Here is a 24,423-nt window from a genome sequence, read left to right as displayed (position 1 = left end):
GCCCCGGACCCACCAAGGCGCAGATGACGACGGCCCCACCCCCAGGAGAGACCTTGTACGACTCCCCCTCTCGCCGGATTCCCGTCGCCGTGGTCGGCGTCGGCGCTCTGGTGCCCGGCGCGACGGACGCGGCCGGCTACTGGCGGATCGTGACCGGAGGCCGGGACCTGATCACCGAGGTGCCCGCCTCCCGCTGGAGGGTGGAGGATCACTACGACCCGGACCCCGCCGCCCCCGACAAGACGTACGCCCGTCGGGGCGCCTTCCTGCCGGAGGTGGACTTCGACCCGATGACTTACGGGGTCCCTCCCGCCAACCTGGCGACGACGGACACCTCCCAGCTGCTCGCCCTGATGGTCGCCGACCAGGTGCTGACGGATGCCGGCGGCCTGGCAGGGGTGGACCGGGACCGGACCGGCGTCGTCCTCGGCGCTGCCGCCCTGGAACTTCTGCCGCACATGTACGGGCGCACCCAGCGCCCGCTGTGGCTCGCGGGGCTGCGGGAGAGCGGACTCGGGGAAGCCGAGGCGCAGGCTGTGTGCGACCGCATCTCGGCTCGTTTCGCGCCGTGGCGGGAGTCGTCCTTCCCCGGGCTGCTCGGCAACGTCGTCGCGGGCCGGATCGCCAACCGGTTCGATCTGCACGGCATCAACCACACCACCGACGCCGCCTGTGCCAGCTCTCTGGCCGCCCTGTCCACGGCGGTCGGTGAGCTGGCGCTGGGCCGGGCCGACCTGGTGATCAGCGGAGGCGTCGACACCGGGAACGACATCGGTATGTTCCTCTGCTTCTCCAAGACGCCCGCGTTGTCCCCCAGCGGTGACTGCCGACCGTTCTCGGCCTCGGCCGACGGCACCATGCTCGGCGAAGCGGTCGTCATGTACGCGCTGAAACGATTGTCTGACGCTGAGCGGGACGGCGACCGGATCCACGCGGTGATCCGGGGCATCGGCACCTCGTCCGACGGCCGGAGTACGGCGATCTACGCCCCTCTCCCCGACGGCCAGGCACGGGCTCTGCGACGCACCTACGAGGAAGCGGGTTACGGACCGGAGACCGTGGAGCTGGTCGAGGCGCACGGGACCGGCACGAAGGCCGGGGACACGGCCGAACTGGCAGCCCTCGGCGAGGTGTTCGGCGCGTCAGGCCGTACGGACGGACAGTGGTGCGCGATCGGTTCGGTCAAGTCGCAGATCGGCCACACCAAGTGCGCGGCGGGTGCGGCCGGGCTGCTCAAGGCGGTCATGGCCCTGCATCACAAGGTGTTGCCGCCGACCGTCAAGGTCGAACAGCCGAACCCGGCGGCCGCCGCCCCCGACGGCCCGTTCTACGTCAACACCGAGACCCGCCCCTGGGTACGGCCCGCTGGGCATCCGCGCCGGGCGTCGGTGTCGAGCTTCGGCTTCGGCGGCAGCAACTTCCACGTCACACTGGAGGAGTACGAGCCCACGGGCACCGAGGGCCGTGCGGCCCTGCGGCACCGCACGGCGCCGAGCGAGCTCGTCCTCTTCAGCGGTGCCTCCGCTGCGGACCTGGTGCCACCAGAGACTGACGACGGCCGCCCCCTGGCCGCGTCCGCACGGGAGAGCCACGGCGCCTTCTCACCCGCCGCGTGGGTGCGGCTGGCCATCGTCGCCACCGACGGTGAGGACCTGCGCCAGAAGTACGCGCAGGCGGTCGCGTCGATCCGGCAGCGGCCCGGCACGTCGTTCTCCACACCCACCGGCATCCGGTACGCGTACGGGGAGCCCGCACCCGGCCGCGTCGGATTCCTGTTCCCGGGGCAGGGGTCCCAGTACGTCGGGATGGGGGCTGACCTCGCCATGCTGGCGCCGACCGCCCAGGCCGTGTGGGACCGGCTGGGCGGCACCCGCTTCGACGGGCGGCCCCTGCACCGGGTCGTGTTCCCGCCCCCCGCCTTCACCGACGAGGAGCGGGCGGCCCGGCGGTCCCTGCTGGACGCCACCGAGTGGGCGCAGCCCGCGCTCGCCGTGCACGCGCTCGCACTGCTGGAGGTGGTGCGAGAGCTGGGCCTGCGGCCGGACTGCGTGGCGGGCCACAGCTTCGGTGAGCTGGTGGCGCTGCACTGCGCGGGTGTGCTCGAAGCGGGGGCGCTGGTAGGTCTGGCCCGTCGCCGCGGTGAACTGATGCGGGACGCGGCCGTCACACCGGGTGCGATGCTGGCGGTGGCGGCGGACCGCGCGCACGTGGCGAAGGTGCTGGCCGGTGGCGGGTTCGGCGAGATCTGGGCGGCCAACCACAACTCCCCGCGCCAAGTGGTGCTTTCGGGTTCGCGGGAGGCTGTCCTGCGCGCCGAGAAGGCGTTCGCGGCCGAGGGGACGGGCACCCGTCGGCTGGCCACGTCGACCGCTTTCCACAGCCCGCTGGTCGCCCCGGCCACTGAGCCGTTCGCCGCATACCTCCGCACGGTGCCGCTCACGGAGCCCAGGATCGAGGTCTACGGCAACATCGACGCGGCACCGTACCCGTCGCCGCCCGACGAGGTGCGCCGCCGGATCGCCACTCATCTCGCCTCACCGGTGCTCTTCCAGGACCAGATCGAGGCGATGTACGCGGCGGGGGTGCGGACCTTCGTCGAAATCGGCGCGGGCACAGCGCTGACCGGCCTGGTCGGACAGATCCTCGGCGACCGCGAACACGCGGCCGTTCCCCTGGACCGGCCCGGCCGGTCCGGAGTCAGCACTCTGCACACCGCGCTCGGTGAACTGGCCGTGCGCGGTGTCCCCCTCGATCTCGAAACCCTCTGGGCGCCGTACGCCTCGCCCGGAGCCCCAGCGAAGGAGCGCGAGCCCCGAATGACCGTGAAGATCAGCGGAGCCAACTACGGTCAGCCCTACACGTCCGGCGCCGCAGCCGCCGAACCGTCGCCCGCACCGGAAAGCGAACCGGAGCGCCGACCGCAGGCCGCCCCCGTGCCCGTATCCGCGTCCGGCCCTCCGGCGGCCCCCTCCGTACCCTGGAAACCGGAGGCCCCGCACGAAGCGGCGAACGCCCTTGACGCCGTACCGCCACTGGCGCCGGGGCCCGTGCACGAGGCCGACGCAGCTTACGGCGCCAAGGCCGGATTCGCCGTGGGCGCCGACTGGTACGCCACGGTCGAGAACGTCCAGCGGCACACCGCGGAGGCCCACGCGGCCTGTCAACGCATGCTGACGGACAGCCATATGGCCTTTCTGCGGATGACCGAGACGACCCTGGCCGCGATGCTCGGGGCGCCCCACACGGGTGAGGCGCTCGACGCACCAGCTCCCCCTGCGCCGCTGCCGCTCCCCCGCGCTTCGTCACCACAGCGCGCACCGGTACCGGTCGCAACCGGTGGCACGGCAACCGTGCCCGCCCCGGCCGCGTCCGCTGCCCCCGTGGCTGCGGCTCCGGCTCCGGCTCCGGCTCCGGCTCCGGCTCCGGCCGATGGTGTCGTGCCCCTGACGCCGCCGGAGTTGGAGGAGCTGCTCCTGTCGGTGGTGGCCCGGCTCACCGGCTATCCCACCGACATGCTCGGCCTGGACATGGAGTTGGAGGCGGACCTGGGCGTCGACTCCATCAAGCGCGTCGAGATCCTGTCAGCCGTACGCCGTCAGGTGGGTGACGTGGCGGCGGGAGACGTCGGGCACCTCGGCAGGCTCCGCACGCTGCGCGAGATCGTGGAGGCGCTCACCGCCGGCGCCCGGCCTCCCGGGAGCCCGGCGCGGGGTGCCCGGACCACGGCCGGCTCACCCGCGGCCGTGATCGCCCCCGCCGCACCGGAGCCCCTTGGGATTTCCGGGCCCTCCGGGCTTCCCGCCGCGCGTGCCGGGGCCGACGGGAAAGTGGTGCTGACGAGGCTGGTACCGCGCGCGACGGAGTCACCGGCCTCCGGCCTGGCGACGGCGGGGCTGCTGGACGGACCGGTCGTGGTGACCGGCGAGGGCACGGACGGGTCCGGGCCGGCCGGTCTCGTCGCCCGGAAGCTGACGGAGCGCGGCGTGGACGCCACCGCTGCGGCGGAGGTGCCCGAAGACACACACGGTGTCGTCCATCTCGGGGGGCTGACCGCGAGCGGCGGGCCACAGGAGGCGAGGGAGGTCCATCTGTCGGCGTTGCGCGCGGCGCGAGCGGCGGCAGGGTGTGCCCTGTTCGTGACTGTGCAGGACACCGGGGGCGATTTCGGGCTCGGTGGCCACGCGCCCGCCCACGCCTGGCTCGGCGGGATCGCCGGTCTGACCAGGACCGCGGCGAAGGAGTGGCCGGACGCCTCGGTCAGGATCGTCGACTGCGAGCGGGGCGGCCGGGACGACGAGCAGGTCGCCGAGGCGATCGTGCGGGAACTGCTCGAAGGCGGAGCCGACATGGAGGTCGGTCTCCGCGCGGACGGCACCCGCACCCTCCTGCGGATGGTGCCCGAGCCGGTGATGCCGGGTGAGACCCGGCGGATCACCTCCGACTCGGTGATCGTGGCCACCGGAGGGGCCCGTGGGGTGACCGCCGCCGCCCTGCTGGACCTGGCAAGGACCCACGGTCCGCGGATCGTGCTGGTGGGCAGGACCGACCCGGCCGCCGAGCCCGCCGACCTGGCTTCGGCGTCCGACGAGCCGACGCTCACCCGGCTGCTCGCGGAGCGCTCCGGCACGGACGCGACGGACTCCTCGCCGGCCCGGATCGCGGTGCGGGCCAGGGGGATTCTGGCCGCGCGCGAGGTGCGCGCGACACTGGCGGCACTAGTGGCGGCCGGGTCACCCGTCCGGTACGTCCGGGTGGACGCACGTGACGGTGACGCCCTCGCCGCAGCCCTGCGCGACGTACGTGACACGTGGGGGCCGGTCACCGGCATCGTGCACGGTGCGGGTGTCCTGGCCGACAAGCTGATCGCCGACAAGAGCGACGAGCAGGCCGAGTTGGTGATGTCCACCAAGGTGGACGGTCTGCGGGCGCTGCTGGCGGCGACGGCGGAAGATCCTCTGGACATGATCTGCCTGTTCTCCTCGGTGGCCGCCGTGTTCGGCAACACGGGGCAGAGCGACTACGCCATGGCCAACGAAGTCCTCCATCAGGTCGCGTCGGCCGAACAGGCCCGCCGCCCCGGCTGCCTGGTGCGGTGCATTGCCTGGGGCCCCTGGCAGGGCGGCATGGTCACACCCGACCTGGCCGCGCGTTTCGGCCGGTCCGGGGTCCCGCTCATCCCCCTGGAGCAGGGAGCGGCCGCCTTCACGGCCGAGTTGGACGGCACCGCCGGTGAGGCCCGCGTCGTCCTTACGGCCGGGGACGACCCGGCGGCCCTGTCCCCGGCCGGTGGTCAGCCCCGGGCACAGGTGCTGGTGCGCTCGGACACCCTTCCGCAGCTGGCCGACCACGTACCCGCCGAGGTCCCCGTTCTGCCCGTGGCGATGGTCCTGAACTGGTTCGCGGGTGCAGCCGGAGCGTGGCTGCCGGGCTCCGGGCCGCTCGTCCTGCGTGATCTGCGCGTGTACAAGAAGTTCGCCCTGGCGGAACTGGCAGGTTCGGGCCACCGGCTCACCCTGCTCGGCAGCCGGGGCGCACCCGGTTCGCCTTCGGGTCTGGAGGCGGAGCTGCGGGGCGAGGACGGCCTGGCGCACTTCCGGGCCGTGCTGGACACCGGGGCCGGGGAGCCGGATCCGGCCGCCTGGGGCACCCCGGAAGGCCTGAAGCCGCTCGTCCCGGCCGATGTGTACGACAGGGAGGCCCTCTTCCACGGTCCCCGGTTCCATGCCCTGCGCACAGTGCAAGGCGTCTCGGAGCATGGGGCCGAGGCCACTGTCGCGGGCGTGCGCGTCCTGAACTGGCCGGGCGGGCACTGGCCGCTCGACCCAGCTGCCGTGGACGGCGCGCTCCAACTCGCACTGCTCTGGGGCGAGGCGGTACTCGGGGCGGCGATGCTGCCGATGGCCGTCGCCGAGTGCAGGGTGCACCGGCGCGGCCCGGTGGACGGCACCGTGCGGTGTGTCGTGCGGGGGCGGAAGGCGCATGACACGGGGGCGCGCTGCGACGCGGCACTGATCGACGCCGACGGGTCCGTCCGGCTGGAACTGACCGGTGTCGAACTCGTCCGCCGCCCCTCCTGACCTCGTCCCCGGCCTCCGCCCTGCCTTGAAGTGAGCACCCGCATGCATTTTGAACCGATCGCCGTCGTCGGCCGGGGCTGTGTGCTGCCCGGCGCGCTCGACCCGGACACGTACTGGGAGAACATCGCCGCCGGCCGCACCAGCCTGTCGGCCGCCCCGGCGGGCCGGTGGCGGTTGCCGCTCCGCTGGGCCATGGGCTCGGTGGACGACCACCTCGACCGCACCTGGACCGATGTCGGTGGTTATGTCGACGGGTTCGAGTCCGTCTTCGATCCGAGCGGCTTCCGGATCGCCCCGGAGCGGATCTCCTCGCTGGACCCGCTCTTCCACTGGGTCCTGTACGGGGTGCGGCAGGCGCTCACGGAGGCGGGCCGCACGGGCCCGCTGCCGCGCGGGGGTCTGGTGCTGGGAAACCTGTCGTACCCCACACCGGCCGGGGCGGCCTTCGCCGAACACGTCTGGTTGTCCGCGCAGCGGCCCCCGCTCCGTGACGCCCTGCTGACGGGTGAGCGCCGTGCGCGCCCTGATGCCCGCAACCGCTTCTCCTCCGGGCTGCCCGCCCGGCTCGCGGCCCGTGCGCTCGGGCTCGGCGCGGGGGCGTGGGCCCTCGACGCCGCGTGCGCGTCCTCGTTGTACGCGATCAAGCTGGCGTGCGACCGGCTGCACGACGGCACGGCCGACCTGATGGTGGCCGGTGGGGTCAGCCGACCCGATCCCCTCTACCTGCACGTGGGGTTCTGCGGGCTGTCCGCGACGAGCCGTACGGGGCGCAGCCGCCCCTTCCACCGGGACGCGGACGGGCTGGTGCACGGCGAGGGCGCCGGTTTCGTCGCGCTGATGCGCCTGCCCGAGGCTCGCGCTGCCGGCCTGCCCGTGCTCGGCGTGATCCGCGGTGTGGGGCTGTCCAACGACGGGCGCGGTTCCGGGCTGATCAGCCCGTCTGAGGAGGGTCAGGTACGGGCGATGCGCCTGGCCTACGACATGGCGGGCGTCGCTCCTGAGTCGGTGTCGCTGGTCGAGTGCCATGCGACCGGAACGCCGGTCGGCGATGCGGTGGAGGTGCGGGGCATGGCCCGGGTCTTCGGGGCCGGTGACGACGTGCCCATCGGGTCGGCGAAGTCGAACGTCGGGCACCTGCTGGCTTCGGCGGGCGTGGCCGGGCTGCTCAAGGTGCTCGGTGCGCTGCGGTCGGGAATCCGTCCGGCCACGCTCGGCGCGGGGCAGCCGCTGGAGGCGCTGGCGGGCACTCCGTTGCGGGTTCTCACATCGCCGGAGGAGTGGGCGGGGCCTCGCAGGGCGGCGGTGAGCGCCTTCGGGTTCGGCGGGACCAACGCCCACCTGGTCGTGGACTGTGCGGACGAGGATCCCCTGTCCGCCGTACCGCGACCGGCACCCAGCCCGGTGACCGCCGGGCGGCGGCCCGACGGACCTGCCGCCCATGCCCCGGCCCCGGTTCGGGGCGCGCAGGGCGGACGTACGGTGGCGATCGTCGCTCTCGGTGCCCGGGTCGGCGACGGAACCTGCACCGAGGACTTCCGCCGGGCGGTGCTGGGCGGTGAACGGCGCGGCCCCGCCACGGGAATCGCCGTGGAGCTCACGGGCCTGTGCTTCCCGCCGTCGGGGCTGGAGCGGACCGTACGCCACCAGCTTCTGGTGCTGGAGGCCGCCCGGGAGGCCGCACGGGCGGTGTCCCTGCCTCGCGAGCGGACCATGGTGGTCATCGGCATGGGGGTGGACCCCGAGGTGGCCCGGGCGGGCGCCCGCTGGCGGGTTCCGTACTGGCTGGAGCAGGCCGCTGTCCCGGGCGGAACGCTGCCGCCGGCCGGCTCGTCCCGGGACACGTTCGTGCCGCCCATGACCGCCGAGGGGGTGGTGGGCAGCATGCCGAACCTCGTGGCGAGCCGGATCAGCACCCAACTCGACCTGGCGGGGCCGGGGTTCGCGGTGTCCGCTGAGGAGGCGTCCGGGCTGGTGGCGCTGGAGGTCGCGGCTCGGGCCATCCGCTCGGGGGAGGTTGATGCCGCACTCGTCGGTGCCACCGACCTGTCCTGCGAGGCGGTGCACCGGGCCGCCCTGCGGGAGCTCGGGAGCGAGGACGATCCGGGGGACGCGGCCGTCGTCCTGGTCCTCAAGCCCCTGGACGCCGCGCGCAGGGACGGCGACACCGTCGTCGCCCTGCTGGACGAGGGGTCCGCCGAAGAGCCCGACATGGTCATCGGTGACGGCCCCGACGCGCTGTTCGATCCGGCGTCGGCCTTCGGGCGTGCTCATGCCGCGTACGGGCTGGTCTCCGTCGCGGTCGCGGCACTGTCGCTCCAGCACCGCGCGGTACCCCGCCCGGGCGGGCCTGCGGACACCGCGGCAGTCGCCCGTACCGCGCGGGCCGTGGTCACGCCGCTGGAGGGGCCGGCCGCGAGCGTACGGCTGCGCGCGGGGGACGCCCGGCCGTGGCTGCGGGGCCCGGCTCCACGCCTGCACGTCTTCTCCGGGGCCGACCGGGATGAGGTGCTGGCCGCACTGGACTCGGGCACGGAGTCCTCGGCCGGCCCGGCCCGGCTGGCGCTCGTGGTCGACGGCGACACCACACCGGCGGACCGCAAGGAAGCCGCCCGTCGATGGCTGACGCAGGGCGGGGTCCGCCCGGCCGATGTGCTGTACCGGGACGGGCCGGTCACCGGGCAGACCGCGTTCGTGTACACGAACGGCTCGGCCGCGTACCCGGGGATGGGCCATGAGCTGATGCTCGCCCTGCCGTCACTCGGCGAGGCCGTCCGTGACGGGCACCGGGCACTCGGCACGCGGTTGCGGTCCGGTCCGGTCCACGGGGTGCTCGGCCAGATCTGGGCCGCCGCCGAAGTGGGCGTTCTCCACACCGCGTTCAGCCGCGAGGTACTCGGGCTGCGGCCGGACGCCGCGCTCGGCTATTCCTCGGGTGAGTCGACCGCGCTGGTCGCGCTGGGGGCCTGGCCGGACGCTGCGGGGCTTTACGAAGCCACCCGGGACAGCGGTCTGTTCACGACCGAACTCACCGGTGAGCTCCGGGCAGTCCGACGCCATTGGCAGCGGCGGGGCATCCGGGGATCCCAGTGGTCGAGCTATCTGGTCGGCGCCCCCCTGGAAGTGGTCCGCGCGGAGCTCGCCGGGGAGGCCGCGGTCCATCTGATGGCGGTGAACGCGCCCGGGGTCTGCGTCATCGGTGGCGAGTCCCGGGCGTGCGCGGCCGTCGTGTCCAGGATCGGCGCCGACCGTGCGATCGAGCTGGACTACGACATGGCCGCGCACGCACCGGAGTTGGCGGAAGTCCGGGAAGTCTGGCGCGAGGCCCACCACCGTCCCACGGTCGAGGTGCCCGGGGTGCGGTTCTACAGCGGGGCCACCGGGCAGGCGTACCGGCCGACGGCCGAGCGGGCCGCCGAGGCGATCACCGCCCAGGGGCTGAACACGATCGACTTCGCGGCCATGGTCGAGCAGGCGTGGGCCGACGGTGTCCGGGTCTTCGTGGAGCACGGGCCGCTGAAACTGTGCACCGGTTGGATCAAGCGGGTGCTCGGCGGCCGGGAGCATGTGGCCGTCGCACTGGACTCCCCGGAGGACTCCGGGCTGCGGCAGTTGTGCCTCGCGGTGGCCGAACTCGTCGTCGCCGGAGTGCCGGTGCGGGCCGACGAGCTGTTCGCCCGGCTCGCCGAAGCCGCCACGGAACTCCCGCGGCGCGGCCCCACCGTCACCGTTCCCGTGCCCCCGACTCCCTGCCTGCCGCCCCTGGAACCTGCTGTGACCGTCATGCCTCCGGCCCCCGAGCTGGCCCCGGTACCGGACCGGGTCCCCGGCTGTCTCACCACCCCGGCCGTTCTCGTCGTGCCCTCCCCCGATGCCGTGGAACAACGCCCCCGGCCGCCCGCCGAAGCCGCGCAGGAACCGGGAGCGACGGGAATCCGTGCCTCGGTCGCCCGGCAGAGTCTGCGGGTCGCCGCACTGCACCAGGAGGTCATGGCCGCGCACACCGAGGCCCATCAGCGGTTCCTGCGGGTGTCGGCGCTCGCCGTCACGGCGCTGACGGCGGCCGGAGCGACGGCCCCCGGGCCTGTTCCCGTACGGCCGTCAGGCCGCACCGCACGGCGTCCGGCCATCCAGCCTCCGGCCCCCGTGCGCCCGGGGCCCCGGCCGCTGCCGGGGCCGGCGTTCGACCGCGCCCAACTGGAGCACCTCGCCTCCCGCGAGATCTCCACCCTGTTCGGCCCGCGGTTCGCCGAGCAGGACACATACGCGGTACAGACCCGGATGCCCGAGCCGCCCATGCTGCTCGCGGACCGGGTCACCGGCATCGACGCGGTGCCCGCGGCGCTCACCATGCCGGAACCGGTGCGCACTGACGGGAGGATCTGGACGGAGACCGACGTCCTGCCCAGCAGCTGGTACCTGGACTCCACGGGGCGTATGCCGGCCGGTCTGCTGATCGAGGCGGGCCAGGCCGATCTGCTTCTGCTCAGCTGGCTGGGTGTCGACCTCCTCAGCCGGGATGAGCGCGCCTACCGGCTGCTGGGCTGCGAGGTGACGTTCCACGGCGATCCGCCGCAGGCCGGTGACACGCTGTGCTTCGAGATCCATGTCGACGGCCACGCGGAGGACGACGGCGTCCGGCTGGCCTTCTTCCACTACGACTGTTATGTGGACGGCCGGCTCCGGCTCAGTGTCCGCGAGGGCCAGGCCGGGTTCTTCACAGCCGCGGAGCTCGCCGACAGCGGTGGTGTCCGGTGGGATCCCGCTGAACACGCTCCCGGCGACGACCTGCCGCTCGACCCGCCTGCCGTGCGCTGCGAACAGGCCCGTTTCGGCATGGACCGGGTGCGGGCCTTCATGCAGGGGCGGCCGTCGGACTGCTTCGGGCCCGGCTGGGAGGCGACGGCGTCCCATGTCCGTTCGCCGAGGCTCGACGAGGACCGGCTGCGGCTGTTGGACGAGGTGACCGCGTTCGACCCGGCCGGAGGCCCGTGGGGCCGAGGCTATCTGCGCGCCGAGACCTCGTTGTCGCCGGACGACTGGTTCTTCGCCGGGCACTTCAAGAACGACCCCTGCATGCCGGGCACTCTGATGCTCCAGGGCGGTCTCCAGGCAATGGCGTTCTACCTGGCGGCCATGGGCTTCACCCTGGACCGGGACGGCTGGCGCTTCGAACCGGTCAGCGGGCTCCCCCACAAGGCCATGTGCCGGGGCCAGGCGACCCCGGCAGGCCGGCGGGTCGTCTACGAGGTCTTCGTACGCGGCACCTCGGCCGGGCCGGTGCCGACCCTGTACGCCGACGTGCTGGGCTCGGTGGACGGGACGAAGGCGTTCCTGGGCCGCGGCATGGCGCTGCGTCTCGTCCCCGACTGGCCGCTGACGCACTGGCGGCAGTCGGGCCCGCCCCTCGCCCAGGTCAGCGGGCTCCCGGTGCCGCTACCGCGGCTCGGCGGGCTGGCCGGGCACCGGGAGGAGCAGCCGGTGGCTGCGACGGCCGACGGATTCCCCTTCGACTACGCCTCGCTGCTGGCGTGCGCCTGGGGCCGGCCGAGCGAGGCGTTCGGCGCGATGTACGAGCCCTTCGACGGCACCCGCAAGGTAGCCCGGCTCCCCGGGCCGCCGTACCACTTCATGAGCCGGATCGCCTCGGTGGACGGGCCGCAGGCCGGGATGCGGGAGGGCAGCACCGTCGTCGCGGAGTACGACGTACCGGCGGAGGCTTGGTACTTCGAGCAGAGCGGTGGCCACGCCATGCCGTTCGCCGTGCTCATGGAGATCGCGCTGCAACCGTGCGGGTGGCTGGCCTCGTACGTGGGCAGCGCGCTGACCACCGACGTGGACCTGCTGTTCCGCAACCTCGACGGGTCGGGAACGGTCACCGGCGAGGTGACCCCGGCGACGCGTACGGTCCGTACCCGTGCCGAACTGACGCGTGTGTCATGCAGCGGGGACATGATCATCGAGTCGTTCCGGGTGTCGTGCGTGGCCGACGCCGTGCCCGTGCTCGAACTTTCCACGGTCTTCGGTTACTTCCCTCCGTCGGCCTTCGAGGACCAGCCGGGTCTCGCGACATCGGCGGACGAGCGGGCCCGCCTCGACGAGCCCTGCGGCCGTACGGTCGATCTGACCGCCCGGCCCGCCCGGTACTGCGCCGGGAAGCCGTCCCTTCCGGGCCCCATGCTGCTGATGCTGGACCGGATCACGGGCTACTGGCCGGACGGGGGAAGTGCCGGACTCGGCCGGTTGCGGTCGGAGAAGGACGTTCACCCGGACGCCTGGTTCTTCCGGGCCCACTTCTTCCAGGACCCGGTGCAGCCGGGCTCGTTGGGCATCGAGGCCATGTGCCAACTGCTCCAGTACCACCTGCTCGAACGCGGCGCGGCCGGCGCCGTCCCCGACCCCAGGTTCGAACCGGTGCTGCCGGGCCACGAGGCGGCCTGGACGTACCGCGGCCAGATCACGCCGTCCCACCGGCTGGTCCGGGTGGACATGGACATCGTGGAGAGTGGCACGGACGAGCGGGGCGCCTTCGCGGTGGCGGACGCCTCGCTCTGGGGCGATGACACATGCATCTACCGGGTACGGGGGCTGGGTATGCGCGTGGTGTCCGAGGCAGGCCGTCCGCCGAACACCATGGGCAGAAGTACCAGGTGACCGGAGCCGGAGGTGGGCAGATTCGTGTGACACCCAGCATGCGGGAAGCAAGTCGGGCACCCTGCTGGTTCTTTCCGGATCCCGCCCTCACGGATGCGTGAGCAGCGCCCCGGCGGAGCCGATTGAACCGTTCGCGGGCGTTCCCCGTAATGGCCCGTCGTGTGGCGAGAAGCCCGCCACGGGGCGGCCGGTCGCGGCATCGCTGTTCGTCCTGTCACCAGATCGGCGCCGGAGGCCCGTCTTGCATTCCTCGCGCCCTGTACCGACTTCCTGCGGCACCGAGACCGCGCCGAAGCGCCACCGGGTGCGGGAGGTCGACGTACTGCGCGGATTCGCGCTGCTGGGCATTCTCCTGGTCAACGCACCGGCCATGGCCGGACCTCACATGGGCCCGGGGGGTGAGCTGTATGTGTCGTGGGTGGACGGGGCGGCCGGATGGCTGGTCACCGCCCTGGTCAGCGCCAAGTTCTATCTGCTCTTCTCCTTCCTGTTCGGGTACAGCTTCACGCTGCAGCGGGACTCGGCCGAGCGTGCGGGGGCACCTTTCGCGCCCCGGCACCTGCGCCGGTTCACCGGTCTGCTCCTCCTGGGTCTCGCACACGCCTTCCTGCTCTACCCCGGCGACATCCTGGTCACCTACGCGGTTCTGAGCCTCGTGCTGTTCGCGGTCCGCGACATCGCGCCGCGCACAGCCGTACGGGCCGCGGCCTGTCTCATCACCGGTGTGGCAGCCTGCCTGCTGGCCTGGGGTCTGGTCACGGTCGCCTTTGCCGTGCCTGCGCCTCCGCAGGACATCACGGCCGCGGTGCTCGACAGGGCGTCGTCGTACCGCGGTGACCTCGGCTCGGTGGTCGGGGCGAATCTGGAGTGGTGGCGCGACACACTGGGGTGGAACGTCCTGCACGGCGCCGACGTGCTGGCGGCATTCCTGGTGGGACTCGCCGCCGGCCGTCGCGGGATACTCGCCGAGACCGAACGGCACCGTTCGTCGATGGTGCAGATCGTGGTCTGTGCTCTGCCCCTCGGCCTGGCCGGGAGTGCCTTCATGGCGGTCTGTCGCAACGGCCCGCTGGACGGACGCTGGTACGACGTCGGATCGGCCGTCGGGGTGCTCACCGCCCCCGCGCTGACGGCCGCGTACGCCTGCGGCCTGCTGCTCCTGTTGCGCACCCGGCATGGCGGCCGGGCGGGGGATGTCCTGGCCGGGGCCGGCCGCCTGGCCCTGACCCACTACCTCACCCAGTCCCTGGTCATGGCATTGGTCTTCACCGGTTACGGGCTGGCGTGGTACGGCCGCTACGGCATGACTGCGGTGCTGGCCGGGTGCTTCGTCCTCTACGCGGCGCAGCTCACCTACGGCCGTTGGCTGTTGCGGCACTTCCGGTACGGTCCGGTCGAGTGGCTGCTGCGTGTGATGACACTGGCGCGCAGGCCATGAGGCCTATGGCTTACGCAGGGACACCGCGTCCCTCTGCCACCTGCGCGCGCCGTCGGCGGGAGCGGCGGCGGCGGACCACGCGCGGGCGGCACGCTCGGTGATGGCGGCCGTCTCGGCCTTGGCCGCGGCCGAGATGACGCCCGCGTCGGCCTCCTTGTACCAGGGGCGCAGACGAATCAGGGCGGGGCGTACACCGGTGGCCAACAGGAGTGCGGTGCCCTTGGGCAGCGCTCGTATGCGGTCCGCGGGGAGCACCGGGTCCAGCCGGTAGGAGTACGAGCGGGAGGTACCGTCCTTGCTCTTGGAGTAGGACGCCGTGCGTACGTCCTGATTGCCGACCAGTTTGGAGATCTTCTCCACGAAGTCGGCGTCGTCGAGGCCGGCGCCGAGCAGCTTGATCGTGGCCGCGCTCCACAGGGCGTCCATGCCCGCCTCTCCCCACACCCGGCTTCCTTGGCGGTAACTCTGAAGCAACGTCACGACGTTGATGCCGCGCGAGCCGAAGTGGCTGTACAGGTCGGGCAGGTCGGAGATGCGGCAGACGTTGGCCGCCTCGTCGAGGACAGCGGTCATAGGAGGGTCGAGGCGGCCGCCCATGCGCTCGGCGGCGACCACGCCCGCGCGCATGGTCGTGTCGGCGAGTCCCGCGATCACACCTGCGGCCGAGCCACCGCCGTCCTTCGACAGCAGGTAGAGGGTGTCCTTGCCCAGCACGTGCTCGTGCGGCTTGAACTGCGGAAGTGCGGGATCGGGCGTCACCCAGGCGACGATCTCCGGATCGAGCAGGCAGGCCACGCACTGCCGGGCGGTCTCGTAGATTCCGTCGCGGGTCTCCACCGCGCCCCGGACAGTGCCCTGCAACTGCTCGGCCATGGCGATCATCTCGACGTCCCGCAGCAGGTCGATCGGCGTGCGGTCGGCGGGGTCCGCCAGCCAGGCCAGCAGGTCGAGAACGGAGGCCCCGCCGCGTGCGGCCGCGAGAAACAGGGAGGTGAGAGTGTTCTGGGCCGCGGAGATCCAGAAGTCCTTCTTCGACTGGTCGTCGTTGACGGAGGCGACGAAGTGCCCGGCCAGGCGGCGGGCGCCCTCGATGGTGTGGCACTCGGAGAGGATGTCCCACCACATCGCGCGCGGGGAGTGGGCGATGCCCTGCGGGTCGAACGTCCACACCCGGCCGGCCTTCTCGCGTGCGGCCCGGGTGACGGCGTAGACGTCGGACTTGTTGGACGTCAGCAGCACCGCGCCCTGGGCGCGCAGCACACGCGGGACGGCGATACCGGTGGACTTGCCCGCGCGCGGAGCCATCAGGTCCAGCTCCACGTCCTCGTAGGAGGAGCGCAGTTCCGGGCCGTTCGGATCGAGGTCGCCGAGGAGGTTGCCGGTCTCGTCGGGGTGGAGGTGCTCGCGGCCCTTGAGCGAGGGGCGCAACTCGCGGGCCCGCTCCGTGATGCCGGCCGGAGACAGGGCGGCCAACTCCCGGTGCCCGGCCAGTCCCCGTGGCCGCGAGACGTAACGCGACACCCGTCGCGCGACCAGTACGACGGCGGCGACGGCTGAGCCGAAGACCAGGACGATGCCGGCGACCACACCGGCCGACGAGGCGTCCGGCCAGACCTCCGTCGGCCCGCCGGAGAGGAAGGTGGCGAAGGTCGCCAGGGTGAACGGCGGGGTGTGCCAGCCCGAGCCTGTCAGCGCGGCTCCCAGGGTCCCGCCGAGCCACACGCCCAGGAACACCACCAGGCTCACGCCCGACACGAGGACGATGGCCCAGGGCGCCATCTCGCTGCCGTAACTCCTGCCCTTGGCCGCGCTCTCGCTCACGCGGCCCCTCCTCCGTCCGCACTCCACCGCTTGACGCTGTCGGCGACGTGCGCGGTCGCCTTCGCGACGACCCGCTCGCTCTCGACCCAGCGCTTGTTGGTGTCGTGCAGCCGTCGTTCGGTGTCGGTGATGGCTACCTGGATCGGGATGCCGGGCCGGCCACCGACCTTGATCAGGAAACGTCCGCGGCCCGGCGGTTCCTCGCGGTCCCCGTGCGCGGCCCAGCCCGGGGGCGAGGACCAGGAGGAGACCAGGTCGATCTCCCGGCGGGACAGACCCACGACCTGGGCCAGATCCTCCATCTCCTGGCGCGGCAGCCCAGCACAGATCACCATGCCGGCGCGTTCGACGAACCCGCGTGCTTTGACCCGGTCGGCGTCGGTGCCCAGCGCCTCGGCGTCCTTGAGCGTGTGTGTGATCTTGGCGTCGCCCAGGCCGAGGCTTCGGTTGAGCCGGGTCAGGGCGTCGATGCGGTCCACGATGCCCGAGGCCGCGCGCAGGGGGCGCCAGAGCTCGTCGAGCACGGTGAAGAACCAGCGCCGGGGCCGGAGCCCGGCGTCCGCCAGGGCGTGCGAGGCGGCCACGGTGCCGAGGCCGTCGGACCAGGCCGCCAGCATCGCCGCCGCGGTGAGCTGGGTGTCCGCCTCGCCGATACGGGAGATGTCCACACACACCGCCGGCGCGTCCAGGTCGATGCGGGTGGACGTCTCGGAGGCGAACGTGTCGCCCAACGGCCCGTCCAGGACGCCCAGCAGCGAACGGTGCAGCGGGTCCACGGCATCGCGGTAACGGCTCTCGTCCCCGCGGTCCAGGGTCACCGCACGCACCCGGTCCGGACCTTCGGCGAGGATCCGTACCAGGTCGGGCAGCAGCGGCTGGCGGCCGGGCGGCGTGCGCTCACGCAGATGGTGCAGCGCCGCGGACAGCACCGACTGTTCGTGGTCGCCCACGGGATGGTCGCGCACGATGGTGACGAGCGCGGCGACCATGTTGAGGACACGGCCGTGAGTCTCGGAGGTCAGCACCCGGCCCGCCTCGCCGCCTATGCGCTCGGCGGCGGCGCCCATGGCCCCGGGGTCGAGGACGTTGATGCCGCCCACTCCACGCCCGATGGAGATGACCTGGCCGCCCAGGGCACGCACGGTGTCCGCGTAGTCGGGCTTGAGGTCGCCCAGCACCAACGGCACCACACCGGTGGCGGCCAGTCCGATGAGCATGCGGTTGACCAGGGTGGACTTGCCCAGACCCGGCATACCCAGCATGAACAGCGAGGGGTTGGAGATGTAATGGGCGCGGGTGAACCACGACAGCGGGTCCCCGCACACGGTGGCTCCGGTGTACAGGTGCTGTCCCAGTGGGACGCCACTCATGGGGGCACCGGAGCCCGCTGCGAACGGCCAGAGCCCGCAGGCCTGCACGGTCGTGGCCCGCCACATCGACGGCGGGTCCACGTTGGCGACCTGGCCGCCCCCGGGGCCGGGCCAGCCGCGCGGGGGCGGCATCTGCTCCCTGGGCGGGGCGGGGGGCTTCTTGGCTGTCTTCTTCGTGCTCACAGTGCTTCCTTCAGCTCGCGCGGGACCAGGGTGTACTCCCATGGCAGGATCCCGACCGGGAGCGTGCAGCTGAACGCCGCCGCCTGCATCCGGTCCGCCGGACGCATCAACAGCCGTGCTCCGGCCAGCTGATTGCGCACCGTCGTGTTCGCGTCCTCCAGCTCGTCCTCGGAGTCCACCGTCACGGTGACCATCAACGAGAACTCCACCAGGCCGGCGCCGGTGGCCTCCTCCACCGCCGTCTGTTCGGCGGCGCTCACCTCATTGCTGGCTCGCGCCTGCACCATGCCGCGCCGTGAGGTCGCCATGAACTGCGCCGACCGCCGGTCGGACTCGACGATGCGCGCCGAGGTCGCCGGGTCGATGGGGCGGTACAGCAGCGCGACGCGCTTTCGGCGGGTGCCCGCAGTGGCCTCCAGCAGACCGTGCAGCACGTTGGCCCGGACCGTGCCGCGGGGCGCGAGGGTGAGCATCCAGGTCCGGGACACTCCTGAGTCGTGCAGGTAGGCCTTGGCCTTCTCCACGGTCGCCGACGGGCCTGCGTCCTCCCACTCCAGTCCGGTTCCGCCGTGCTGGGCGCGGGCGTCGAGGACCTCCCCCGCCACGGACGGGTCGTAGGCCACCCGTACGACTTCGGCGATACGCTCGGCCGACAGCGGGACGGCGGGTCCGCCGCCCGCGGCCACCACTCCCGACAGCAGGCCGGGGATGCGGATGGCCAGGTCGGTGATGATCTCGTCGCTCTTGCGCCGCTGCCCGCTGGTGGGTCCGTAGGTCAGCGAGATGTAGGTGTGCATCTCGGAGGACGCGGTCGGGTACCGCTGCACCACTTCCTCCATCACCGCCCGTGCCGCAGCCGGGGCGTCGGGACGGATGCGCGGCAGCAGCTCGTTCGCCAGCCGGTTTCCCGTGTCCGGGGCGGTCTCCACGACCACGGCGGCCCCGCGCAGGCCTGGTTCGGCGGACAGCCGCGCCAGCCAGTGCCCCCATGACGCCACCCAGGTGTCCACCTGGTCGGGGTCGACGAGGGAGCCACCGTCGGGTTCACAGCCGAGCACGATGGTGTACAGGTTCCGGCTGCGATGGTGCAGCACGCCGAACGGCTGGTCGTAGGCGTCCCGGCCCTCCCTGACCTTGACCCGGTTCAGCAGCCCCGGCGGACGGAACCGGCCTCCCGGCCGTGAGGACAGCGGCCCTGCGACGTAGGTGGTCGACCCCTTGGACTTGCGGTGGAGCCAGCTGATGCGCAGGGCCATGACCTGATAGATGTTCCGCCCGTCAGGCGTGCGCGCGGCCAGGGGCAGCAGGAACACCGCCTGCACGACGAAGGCGAACAGCGTGGCCTGCAGGGAGATCAGCGACAGCATGAGGTCGACGACGATCCCGCCGAACACCCCGACGGTGCCGAGGAGGCCGAGCGGCCCCAGCCCGGGTCGTCTGGGCCTGCGCCAGTTCCCGTATGTGGGATGGACGACGGGAGCTTGGGTGGACATGTGGGGATACCTGCTTTGCTTCCGTGAGTGGATCGTGGGGCCGGGGAGTGGCGTTTCGCGGTCCGGGCCCCAGGCTTCTCGGGGCCCGGACCGCGAGCCGGGTGGGGCCGGAGGAGGCCCGTTGCACACCGGTCTGCTGTGGGTCAGTGGCCGTTACTGTTGCGGTCGGGGTTGGCGCCTTCCACGCCGCTCCGAGCGACGTCCGTGGCTCCCTTGGCAACCTTGGAGGCCACTGCCGCCGCTCCGAGCACTGCGGCGCCGATGACAGGGATGGCTCCCGCCGCAGCGGCACTGCCCTTGCCGGCCGCGGCTGCTCCGCCACCGCCTCCACCGCCTGATCCGCCGCCGCCCCCGCCGGCTGATCCGCCGCCGCCCCCGCTCGGCTTCGCCGGGGCGCTCGATCCGCCACCACTGGCCCCCGAGGGGGCCTGGGACCCGCCGCCACCGCCGGCACCGCCACCGGGGCTGACCCGGCTCATGGCTCCGCCGGCGATGGACTTCGCTCCGGAGGCGATGCCACCGGCGATGCCCATGGTGGCCTGCCCGGCCGAGTCGCCACCGAGGGCCTCCGTCGCCGGAACGATCACTCGCATCAGCGCGGGCAGGGCGACGGCGGACAGCAGGAGCAGACCCATGCCCGCGATCTGTGTATTGACCTGGCTGGCCTTCTGGGCGTTCACCATGACGGACCCCGAATAGAGCACGAGGCTGACCGTGGGCTTGTACAGCAGCCAGGCGAGCAGCCACCCGATGTGCTTGCGCCACCAGTTGCCACCCCAGTCGGTCATGGAGGCGGCAGCGGCCAGGGGGAGCGTGCCCATCAGGACGATCATCACGCCGAGCCGGATCCACATCAGGAGCGCGTGGATGACGCCGGAGATGATGAGGAGGCAGCCGATGACCAGCAACAGCATCGCCGGGATGCTGCCGCTGCAGTTGATGCCGCTCATCAGATTCTTGAGGCTGTTCTCGAACAGGTGGGCGGAGTACCTGTCCATCAGCATGGTGAACGTGATGATCACGGTGCTCGCGGCCGTGTTGACCAGCGTGACGCGCAGGACACCCTTCAACGCGGTCTGGCCCGCCTCGCCCCTCCGGTCCAGGGCCATCTTGACCGCGGCGAAGAGGATCGAGCCGGCTGCCAGGTACACCACGATCCACTGGGTCTGGCGGTTGATGATGTCCGACGATTCCTCGTCGTACGAATCGATGGAGCCTACGGCGTCGAAGATTCCGAGGGCACCCCTCATCATGATCTTGGCCACCATCTCGATCATGGCCTGGATCGGATCGTCGAACATCCCGAAGAAGTCGAGCCCGCCGCCGCATTTCTCGGCTAGGTACATATCACTCTCCCCACGCGGCGAAGTCGCCGGGTTTTGCCTGCTGGACCGATGAGTAGAGCGCTCCGTCGTCGTAGGGCACGACTTTCCAGTCGCCGTCCTGCCAGCGCATGGTCACCGAGGTCGACAGATAGCCGCCGGAGGGGTTGGTGAGGAGCAGCCGTACGGTCGCCGAGTCGGCCGAGTAGGACGCCAGGGAGAAGCCCATGAACCGCCCGACGGGGCTCTCCTCGAGGTCTCTCGCTTCGGCCTTTGCCTTACCGGTGACGAATGTGTCGCGTGGCCCTCCGGGGACGATCTGCTGCTCCGCGGTACTGCGCCACGCGGTACCGCTCAGCTGGACGGGAATGATGTGCGCCGCGAGTACCGCGCCCGTGGGGGTGTGGGCGAAGCACCACCACGCGGAGGTTTCGGTGTGCAGCGGGCCGGCTGTCGGCGAGGTCGGAACCATGATGGCGACGAGCTTCCGCCACTGCAGATCCGCGGGCGTGGTGGTCGGCCGGGAGGTGTCCTTGTCGTCGGTACGGCAGTTCTCCGGCCGGCCCCCGGGACCGCTCCGCACCTGTTGCGGATCGCCGGGGGACAGCGGGCCGCTCAGCCCGGAGAGCATGTTCCGGCTGTCGGCCGCGATCTTCGTGTCCTCGTCGGAGGCGTCGCTGGTGTCGCCCAGGAGCGCCACCAGCGCCATGACCACGAGAAAGCCGAGGAAACCGGCCGCGTTGATCCAGCCACGTTGCTTGTAGAAGGGACCCTCGACCGGGCCCTTTTTCCGTATCGAGCTGAACATTTCGGTGCTCTCTCCGGCGGTCGATCAGCCTTCTTGTTCCGCGAAGACGAAGGTGATGATCGGCCCCGCGGTGGCGACGAGGATGCAGCCTCCCAGCACCATGCCCAGGCGGCTGAGGTGCTCGGAACCCTCTCCGCGCTTCATGGAGACAGCCATCATGATTCCGGTGATCAGCACACCGGCCACACCGGCCGCGGTGCCCGCCCAGCCGGCGATTCCCAGAACGGTGTCGACCGCGTCGGCCAGCGGGCCGGGGGCCTTCCTGCCCGGGTCGGGGACCTTTTCGGTTCCGGCCAGGTAGTTCCAGCCCTTGGCGTGGAGGGAGTGCAGGGTCGCGTTCATTTGTTCTCCGTTGTCGTAAAAAAACAGCTCAGATGCCAGGCGCCGCCGGCCCTTGGCGGCTACTTGGCAGCAGGAATGAGGTAGGGGAAAATCACGTAATTGACGAGTGGCCCCGCGCTGATGCAGAGAATGCAGGCGCCCAGGACGAGAACCATCCCCCTGAAGTACGTCGCTCCTTCGCCCATCTCGCCACGGCGCAGTTGCAGGGCCATCTGGGTGCCGATGATGATCACACCTGCCACTGCGGCGGCCGTCACGGTCCAGGCGAAGTACCCGAGCAGTTCGCTCGCCTCGGGGTTCGGATCGAATCGGCCGTTGGGCGCGTAGTCGGGTGCGACTTCCGCGAGGTTCATAGCCGTCCCACCCCGCGCCCGGACGCGCCGGAGGCGAGTTCAGCCAGCGCACGTACCTGTTTAGGCAGCGGGTCCACCTCTTCGCCGAGGCGCCACGCCGGGATCCACGGAACGCGGTGGACCTCGGCTGCCGAACGCAGCACGCGTACGCGCCGGCCGAGCTCGCGCGGCAGCCGTCCCGGCGCGTCGGCGACGAGTACGACGGCGATCAGATGCACCCCCGTGGGGTGATCCCCCAGGCGCAGTGCGTTCAGTGCCTTGGAAGCCGCCTGCATGCCCTTGGCATGGGTGCGGGCCACCAGCAGCACTCCGCCTGGTTCACCACGGGCCGGTTCGGGCCACCGTTGTCCCAGGTCGGCGCCACCCAACACCCGCACGAGCGTGCCGGCTCCGCCGCCGCCGTGTGCGTTGACCCAGGCCACCCGCTCCCCCCGGTGCGGCGAAGGCTCGTCCTCGGACTGCCCGGCGGGACCGGATCGTGCGGGTGCCGCCGCATGCGGTGACACAGCTGTCGCGCTGGTTGTCTGCTGAGCAGCCGGTCCACGGATCCACATCTGCGGTCCGGCGGATGCCGCCGGTGGGACACCCATGAGCGCCCATCCCTTCCCTCGGTTCCGAACGATGGCGACGGATCCCGCATTGAACTGTTTGGCCGCCGTGTCCGTTGCGCCGTGCGGGCCCACGATGATCCGTCGGGCAGCCACTACGGAAAATCGCATGACCTGGTTCAGCGCTGCTCACAACCAGAACGTGCGGGCGTACGCGAGGGGAGCGACTGGTCGTGGGTGCAGGCGGTAAGGGGAAGGGGCAGACGTCCGAAGGGAAGGGTTTGGACACCGCTCTCATCGTCGCCGGCAGCAGTGCGGGGTTCCTGGGATGCCTGTTCAGCCCCCTGATCATCCTGATTCTGCTGATCGGGGTGATCGTCATCTGCGCCATCGGGTACATCTTCTGGCCCCTCGTGCTCATCTGCGCCATCTTCGGCTGCGGTGGAGGTGACGGCAGCGCGAGCGTGGACAACGACAAGGTGGCCGAGGCGTTCAACGGCGACGGGAAGGGCGAGCTGGCCGAAGGCAGCGTGCCCTCGGAGTTCTCCGAGTACATCGAGGACGCCGGGAAGGAATGCGATCAGATCGGGGCGGTCCTCATCGCCGCGCAGATCCAGCAGGAGTCCGCGTTCAACGTGAAACTGGTCGGCCCCGACGGGTCCGCGGGGATCTCCCAACTGCCCCAGGACAAGTTCGACGAGTTCGGCGAGGACGACGACGACAACGACGAGACCTCGGCCCTGGACGCAGGGGACTCGATCATGGCGCAGGGCAGATACATGTGCTCACTGGCCGAGGACATCGACGCACTCATCGCCAACAACGAGGTGAAGGGAGATCGCCTGGACTTGACTCTGTCGGCCTACCACCTGGGCCTGGAGAAGATCAAGCAGGCGAAGGGCGTACCGGACCACTCCGGCGCGCAGAGCTACGTCTTCGGCGTCAGGACGTCGTTCGCCCTGTACTCGGGCGCCATCGAACTCCCCGAAGGATCGTCCTACCCCAGCATCAGTCCGCTGCCGGAGAGTGGGCTGTGACCAGAGAAGTGAGGAGTGCGCGGGTGTTCAGGAAGCACGTCGACGTCGACCGGGGCACGGTCGGTCATGAGGAGGCAGGACCGCGACCGGTGCTCTTCCTGGAGGTCCTCGTCGACCTTGACGGCGTCGTTCTGGTCGACGGGGACCCCTTCCCCGTACCCGACGGCGTACCGGTCAACGTGGCCGTGCTCGACACGATGCAGCGCCGGGCGCGGGCCGGGGGCGCCCCCGTCGAGGCCGTGATCGTCGACCGCCAGGCGGGATACGCCACGCGCATCGAGGTCACCGCCGACGGTGCGAGCCGGATCGTGCGGCACGAGAGATACCCGGAGCCGTCCGGGACGGAATCCCGGCCCGCGCGCGGCTCAACGGGAACCGGTTCCCGGCCGGCCGAACGGCATATCACCGCACTGCCGTCAGAACCGGGCCCCTCGCCCGCCGGGCCGTCCGCGGAAGACGTACGGCCCGCCGACGTGGGTTCACCGGTGCCCGTCCCGGACGAACTCGCCGAACTCGTCGCGCGCATCGGCCAGGCCATCGACACCGGAGCGCTGGAACGGGCGGCGGCACTCGCGTTCAGGCTGAAGGAGCACGCCACGCGCACCTTCGGCGCCGAGCACCCGTACACCTTGGAAGCACAGGCGCTCGAGGCGTTCGCCGCGCACAGGAGCGGCAATCACGCCGCAGCCACGCTCGCATGCCTCGAACTCGCCCAGATCCGTCATCAGCAGGGTGACCTGCGCGCCCATGAGGATTTGCTGCGCGCGGTCGCCGTGTGGCAGTTGATCGATGACCTGCCGTCAGCCGTCAACCACGGCCGGGCCCTGCTCACCACGTGGTCCCGGCTTGCCGACGACAACAACGTCGCTGCCGGAGATCTCGAATTGGTAAGAGGCGTGGACCGGCGTATACACGCCCTCGCCACTGGTGCCGGCACTCATCCGGTCGGAGTGGCCTGACCAGGAACACGCAGGTCAGCA

Annotated in this window: 13 protein-coding genes; 5 read left to right on the top strand and 8 right to left on the bottom strand. The window is 71.7% G+C overall.

Going from position 1 to position 24,423, the window contains the following annotated elements; genetic code table 11:
• The first annotated feature begins 23 nt into the window (after positions 1 to 23).
• The 3 genes from ACIREO_RS19580 (at position 24) to ACIREO_RS19570 (ending at position 14,166) form a co-directional block, all read left to right on the top strand.
• A complete protein-coding gene (locus ACIREO_RS19580; RefSeq protein ID WP_404111518.1) occupies positions 24 to 6,077 on the top strand; it encodes an SDR family NAD(P)-dependent oxidoreductase in 6,054 nt (2,017 codons plus the stop codon).
• A 42-nt stretch (positions 6,078 to 6,119) separates the two neighbouring features.
• A complete protein-coding gene (locus tag ACIREO_RS19575) occupies positions 6,120 to 12,728 on the top strand; it encodes a beta-ketoacyl synthase N-terminal-like domain-containing protein (protein ID WP_404111515.1) in 6,609 nt (2,202 codons plus the stop codon).
• 241 nt (positions 12,729 to 12,969) lie between these two features.
• On the top strand, positions 12,970 to 14,166 hold the full coding sequence (locus tag ACIREO_RS19570) for a DUF418 domain-containing protein (protein ID WP_404111513.1): 1,197 nt from the start codon (positions 12,970 to 12,972) through the stop codon (positions 14,164 to 14,166).
• 3 nt (positions 14,167 to 14,169) lie between these two features.
• Here the strand turns inward: ACIREO_RS19570 and ACIREO_RS19565 are convergent, their stop codons facing one another.
• The 8 genes from ACIREO_RS19565 to ACIREO_RS19530 all read right to left on the bottom strand — a co-directional run bounded on the left by ACIREO_RS19565 (position 14,170) and on the right by ACIREO_RS19530 (position 22,280).
• Positions 14,170 to 15,945 carry a type IV secretory system conjugative DNA transfer family protein gene (locus ACIREO_RS19565; RefSeq protein WP_404111992.1) on the bottom strand — a complete coding sequence of 592 codons (1,776 nt, stop codon included), beginning with the start codon at positions 15,943 to 15,945 and terminating at the stop codon, positions 14,170 to 14,172.
• A gap of 38 nt (positions 15,946 to 15,983) precedes the next feature.
• A complete protein-coding gene (locus ACIREO_RS19560) occupies positions 15,984 to 17,489 on the bottom strand; it encodes an ATP/GTP-binding protein (RefSeq protein WP_404111989.1) in 1,506 nt (501 codons plus the stop codon).
• Positions 17,490 to 17,536: 47 nt separating this feature from the next.
• On the bottom strand, positions 17,537 to 19,033 hold the full coding sequence (locus ACIREO_RS19555) for an SCO6880 family protein (RefSeq protein WP_404111510.1): 1,497 nt from the start codon (positions 19,031 to 19,033) through the stop codon (positions 17,537 to 17,539).
• A 143-nt stretch (positions 19,034 to 19,176) separates the two neighbouring features.
• Positions 19,177 to 20,379 (bottom strand): hypothetical protein, encoded by a 1,203-nt coding sequence (locus ACIREO_RS19550; RefSeq protein ID WP_404111507.1) that lies wholly within the window; start codon positions 20,377 to 20,379, stop codon positions 19,177 to 19,179.
• Between the two features lies 1 nt (position 20,380).
• Positions 20,381 to 21,163: a hypothetical protein gene (locus ACIREO_RS19545; protein ID WP_404111505.1), complete on the bottom strand. Its 783-nt coding sequence runs from the start codon at positions 21,161 to 21,163 to the stop codon at positions 20,381 to 20,383.
• A 24-nt stretch (positions 21,164 to 21,187) separates the two neighbouring features.
• Positions 21,188 to 21,505: a hypothetical protein gene (locus ACIREO_RS19540; protein WP_404111503.1), complete on the bottom strand. Its 318-nt coding sequence runs from the start codon at positions 21,503 to 21,505 to the stop codon at positions 21,188 to 21,190.
• 59 nt (positions 21,506 to 21,564) lie between these two features.
• Positions 21,565 to 21,858 (bottom strand): hypothetical protein, encoded by a 294-nt coding sequence (locus ACIREO_RS19535; RefSeq protein WP_404111501.1) that lies wholly within the window; start codon positions 21,856 to 21,858, stop codon positions 21,565 to 21,567.
• Positions 21,855 to 22,280, bottom strand: a complete 426-nt coding sequence (locus ACIREO_RS19530; protein WP_404111499.1) for a DUF6668 family protein — start codon at positions 22,278 to 22,280, stop codon at positions 21,855 to 21,857. The genes ACIREO_RS19535 and ACIREO_RS19530 overlap by 4 nt, the downstream gene beginning before the upstream one ends.
• Before the next feature lie 407 nt (positions 22,281 to 22,687).
• Here ACIREO_RS19530 and ACIREO_RS19525 point away from each other — a divergent pair, with 407 nt between their 5' ends.
• Positions 22,688 to 23,443, top strand: coding sequence for a transglycosylase SLT domain-containing protein (locus ACIREO_RS19525; RefSeq protein WP_404111496.1), 756 nt, complete (start codon positions 22,688 to 22,690; stop codon positions 23,441 to 23,443).
• A 23-nt stretch (positions 23,444 to 23,466) separates the two neighbouring features.
• Positions 23,467 to 24,402, top strand: coding sequence for a hypothetical protein (locus ACIREO_RS19520; protein ID WP_404111493.1), 936 nt, complete (start codon positions 23,467 to 23,469; stop codon positions 24,400 to 24,402).
• Positions 24,403 to 24,423: the final 21 nt, after the last annotated feature.

Source organism: Streptomyces sp. NPDC102441 (genome assembly GCF_044765585.1).
In the GTDB taxonomy this organism is placed as follows: Bacteria; Actinomycetota; Actinomycetes; order Streptomycetales; family Streptomycetaceae; genus Streptomyces.
Note: the sequence above shows the minus strand (reverse complement) of the source record. Positions and strands in the feature narration are given on the sequence as shown.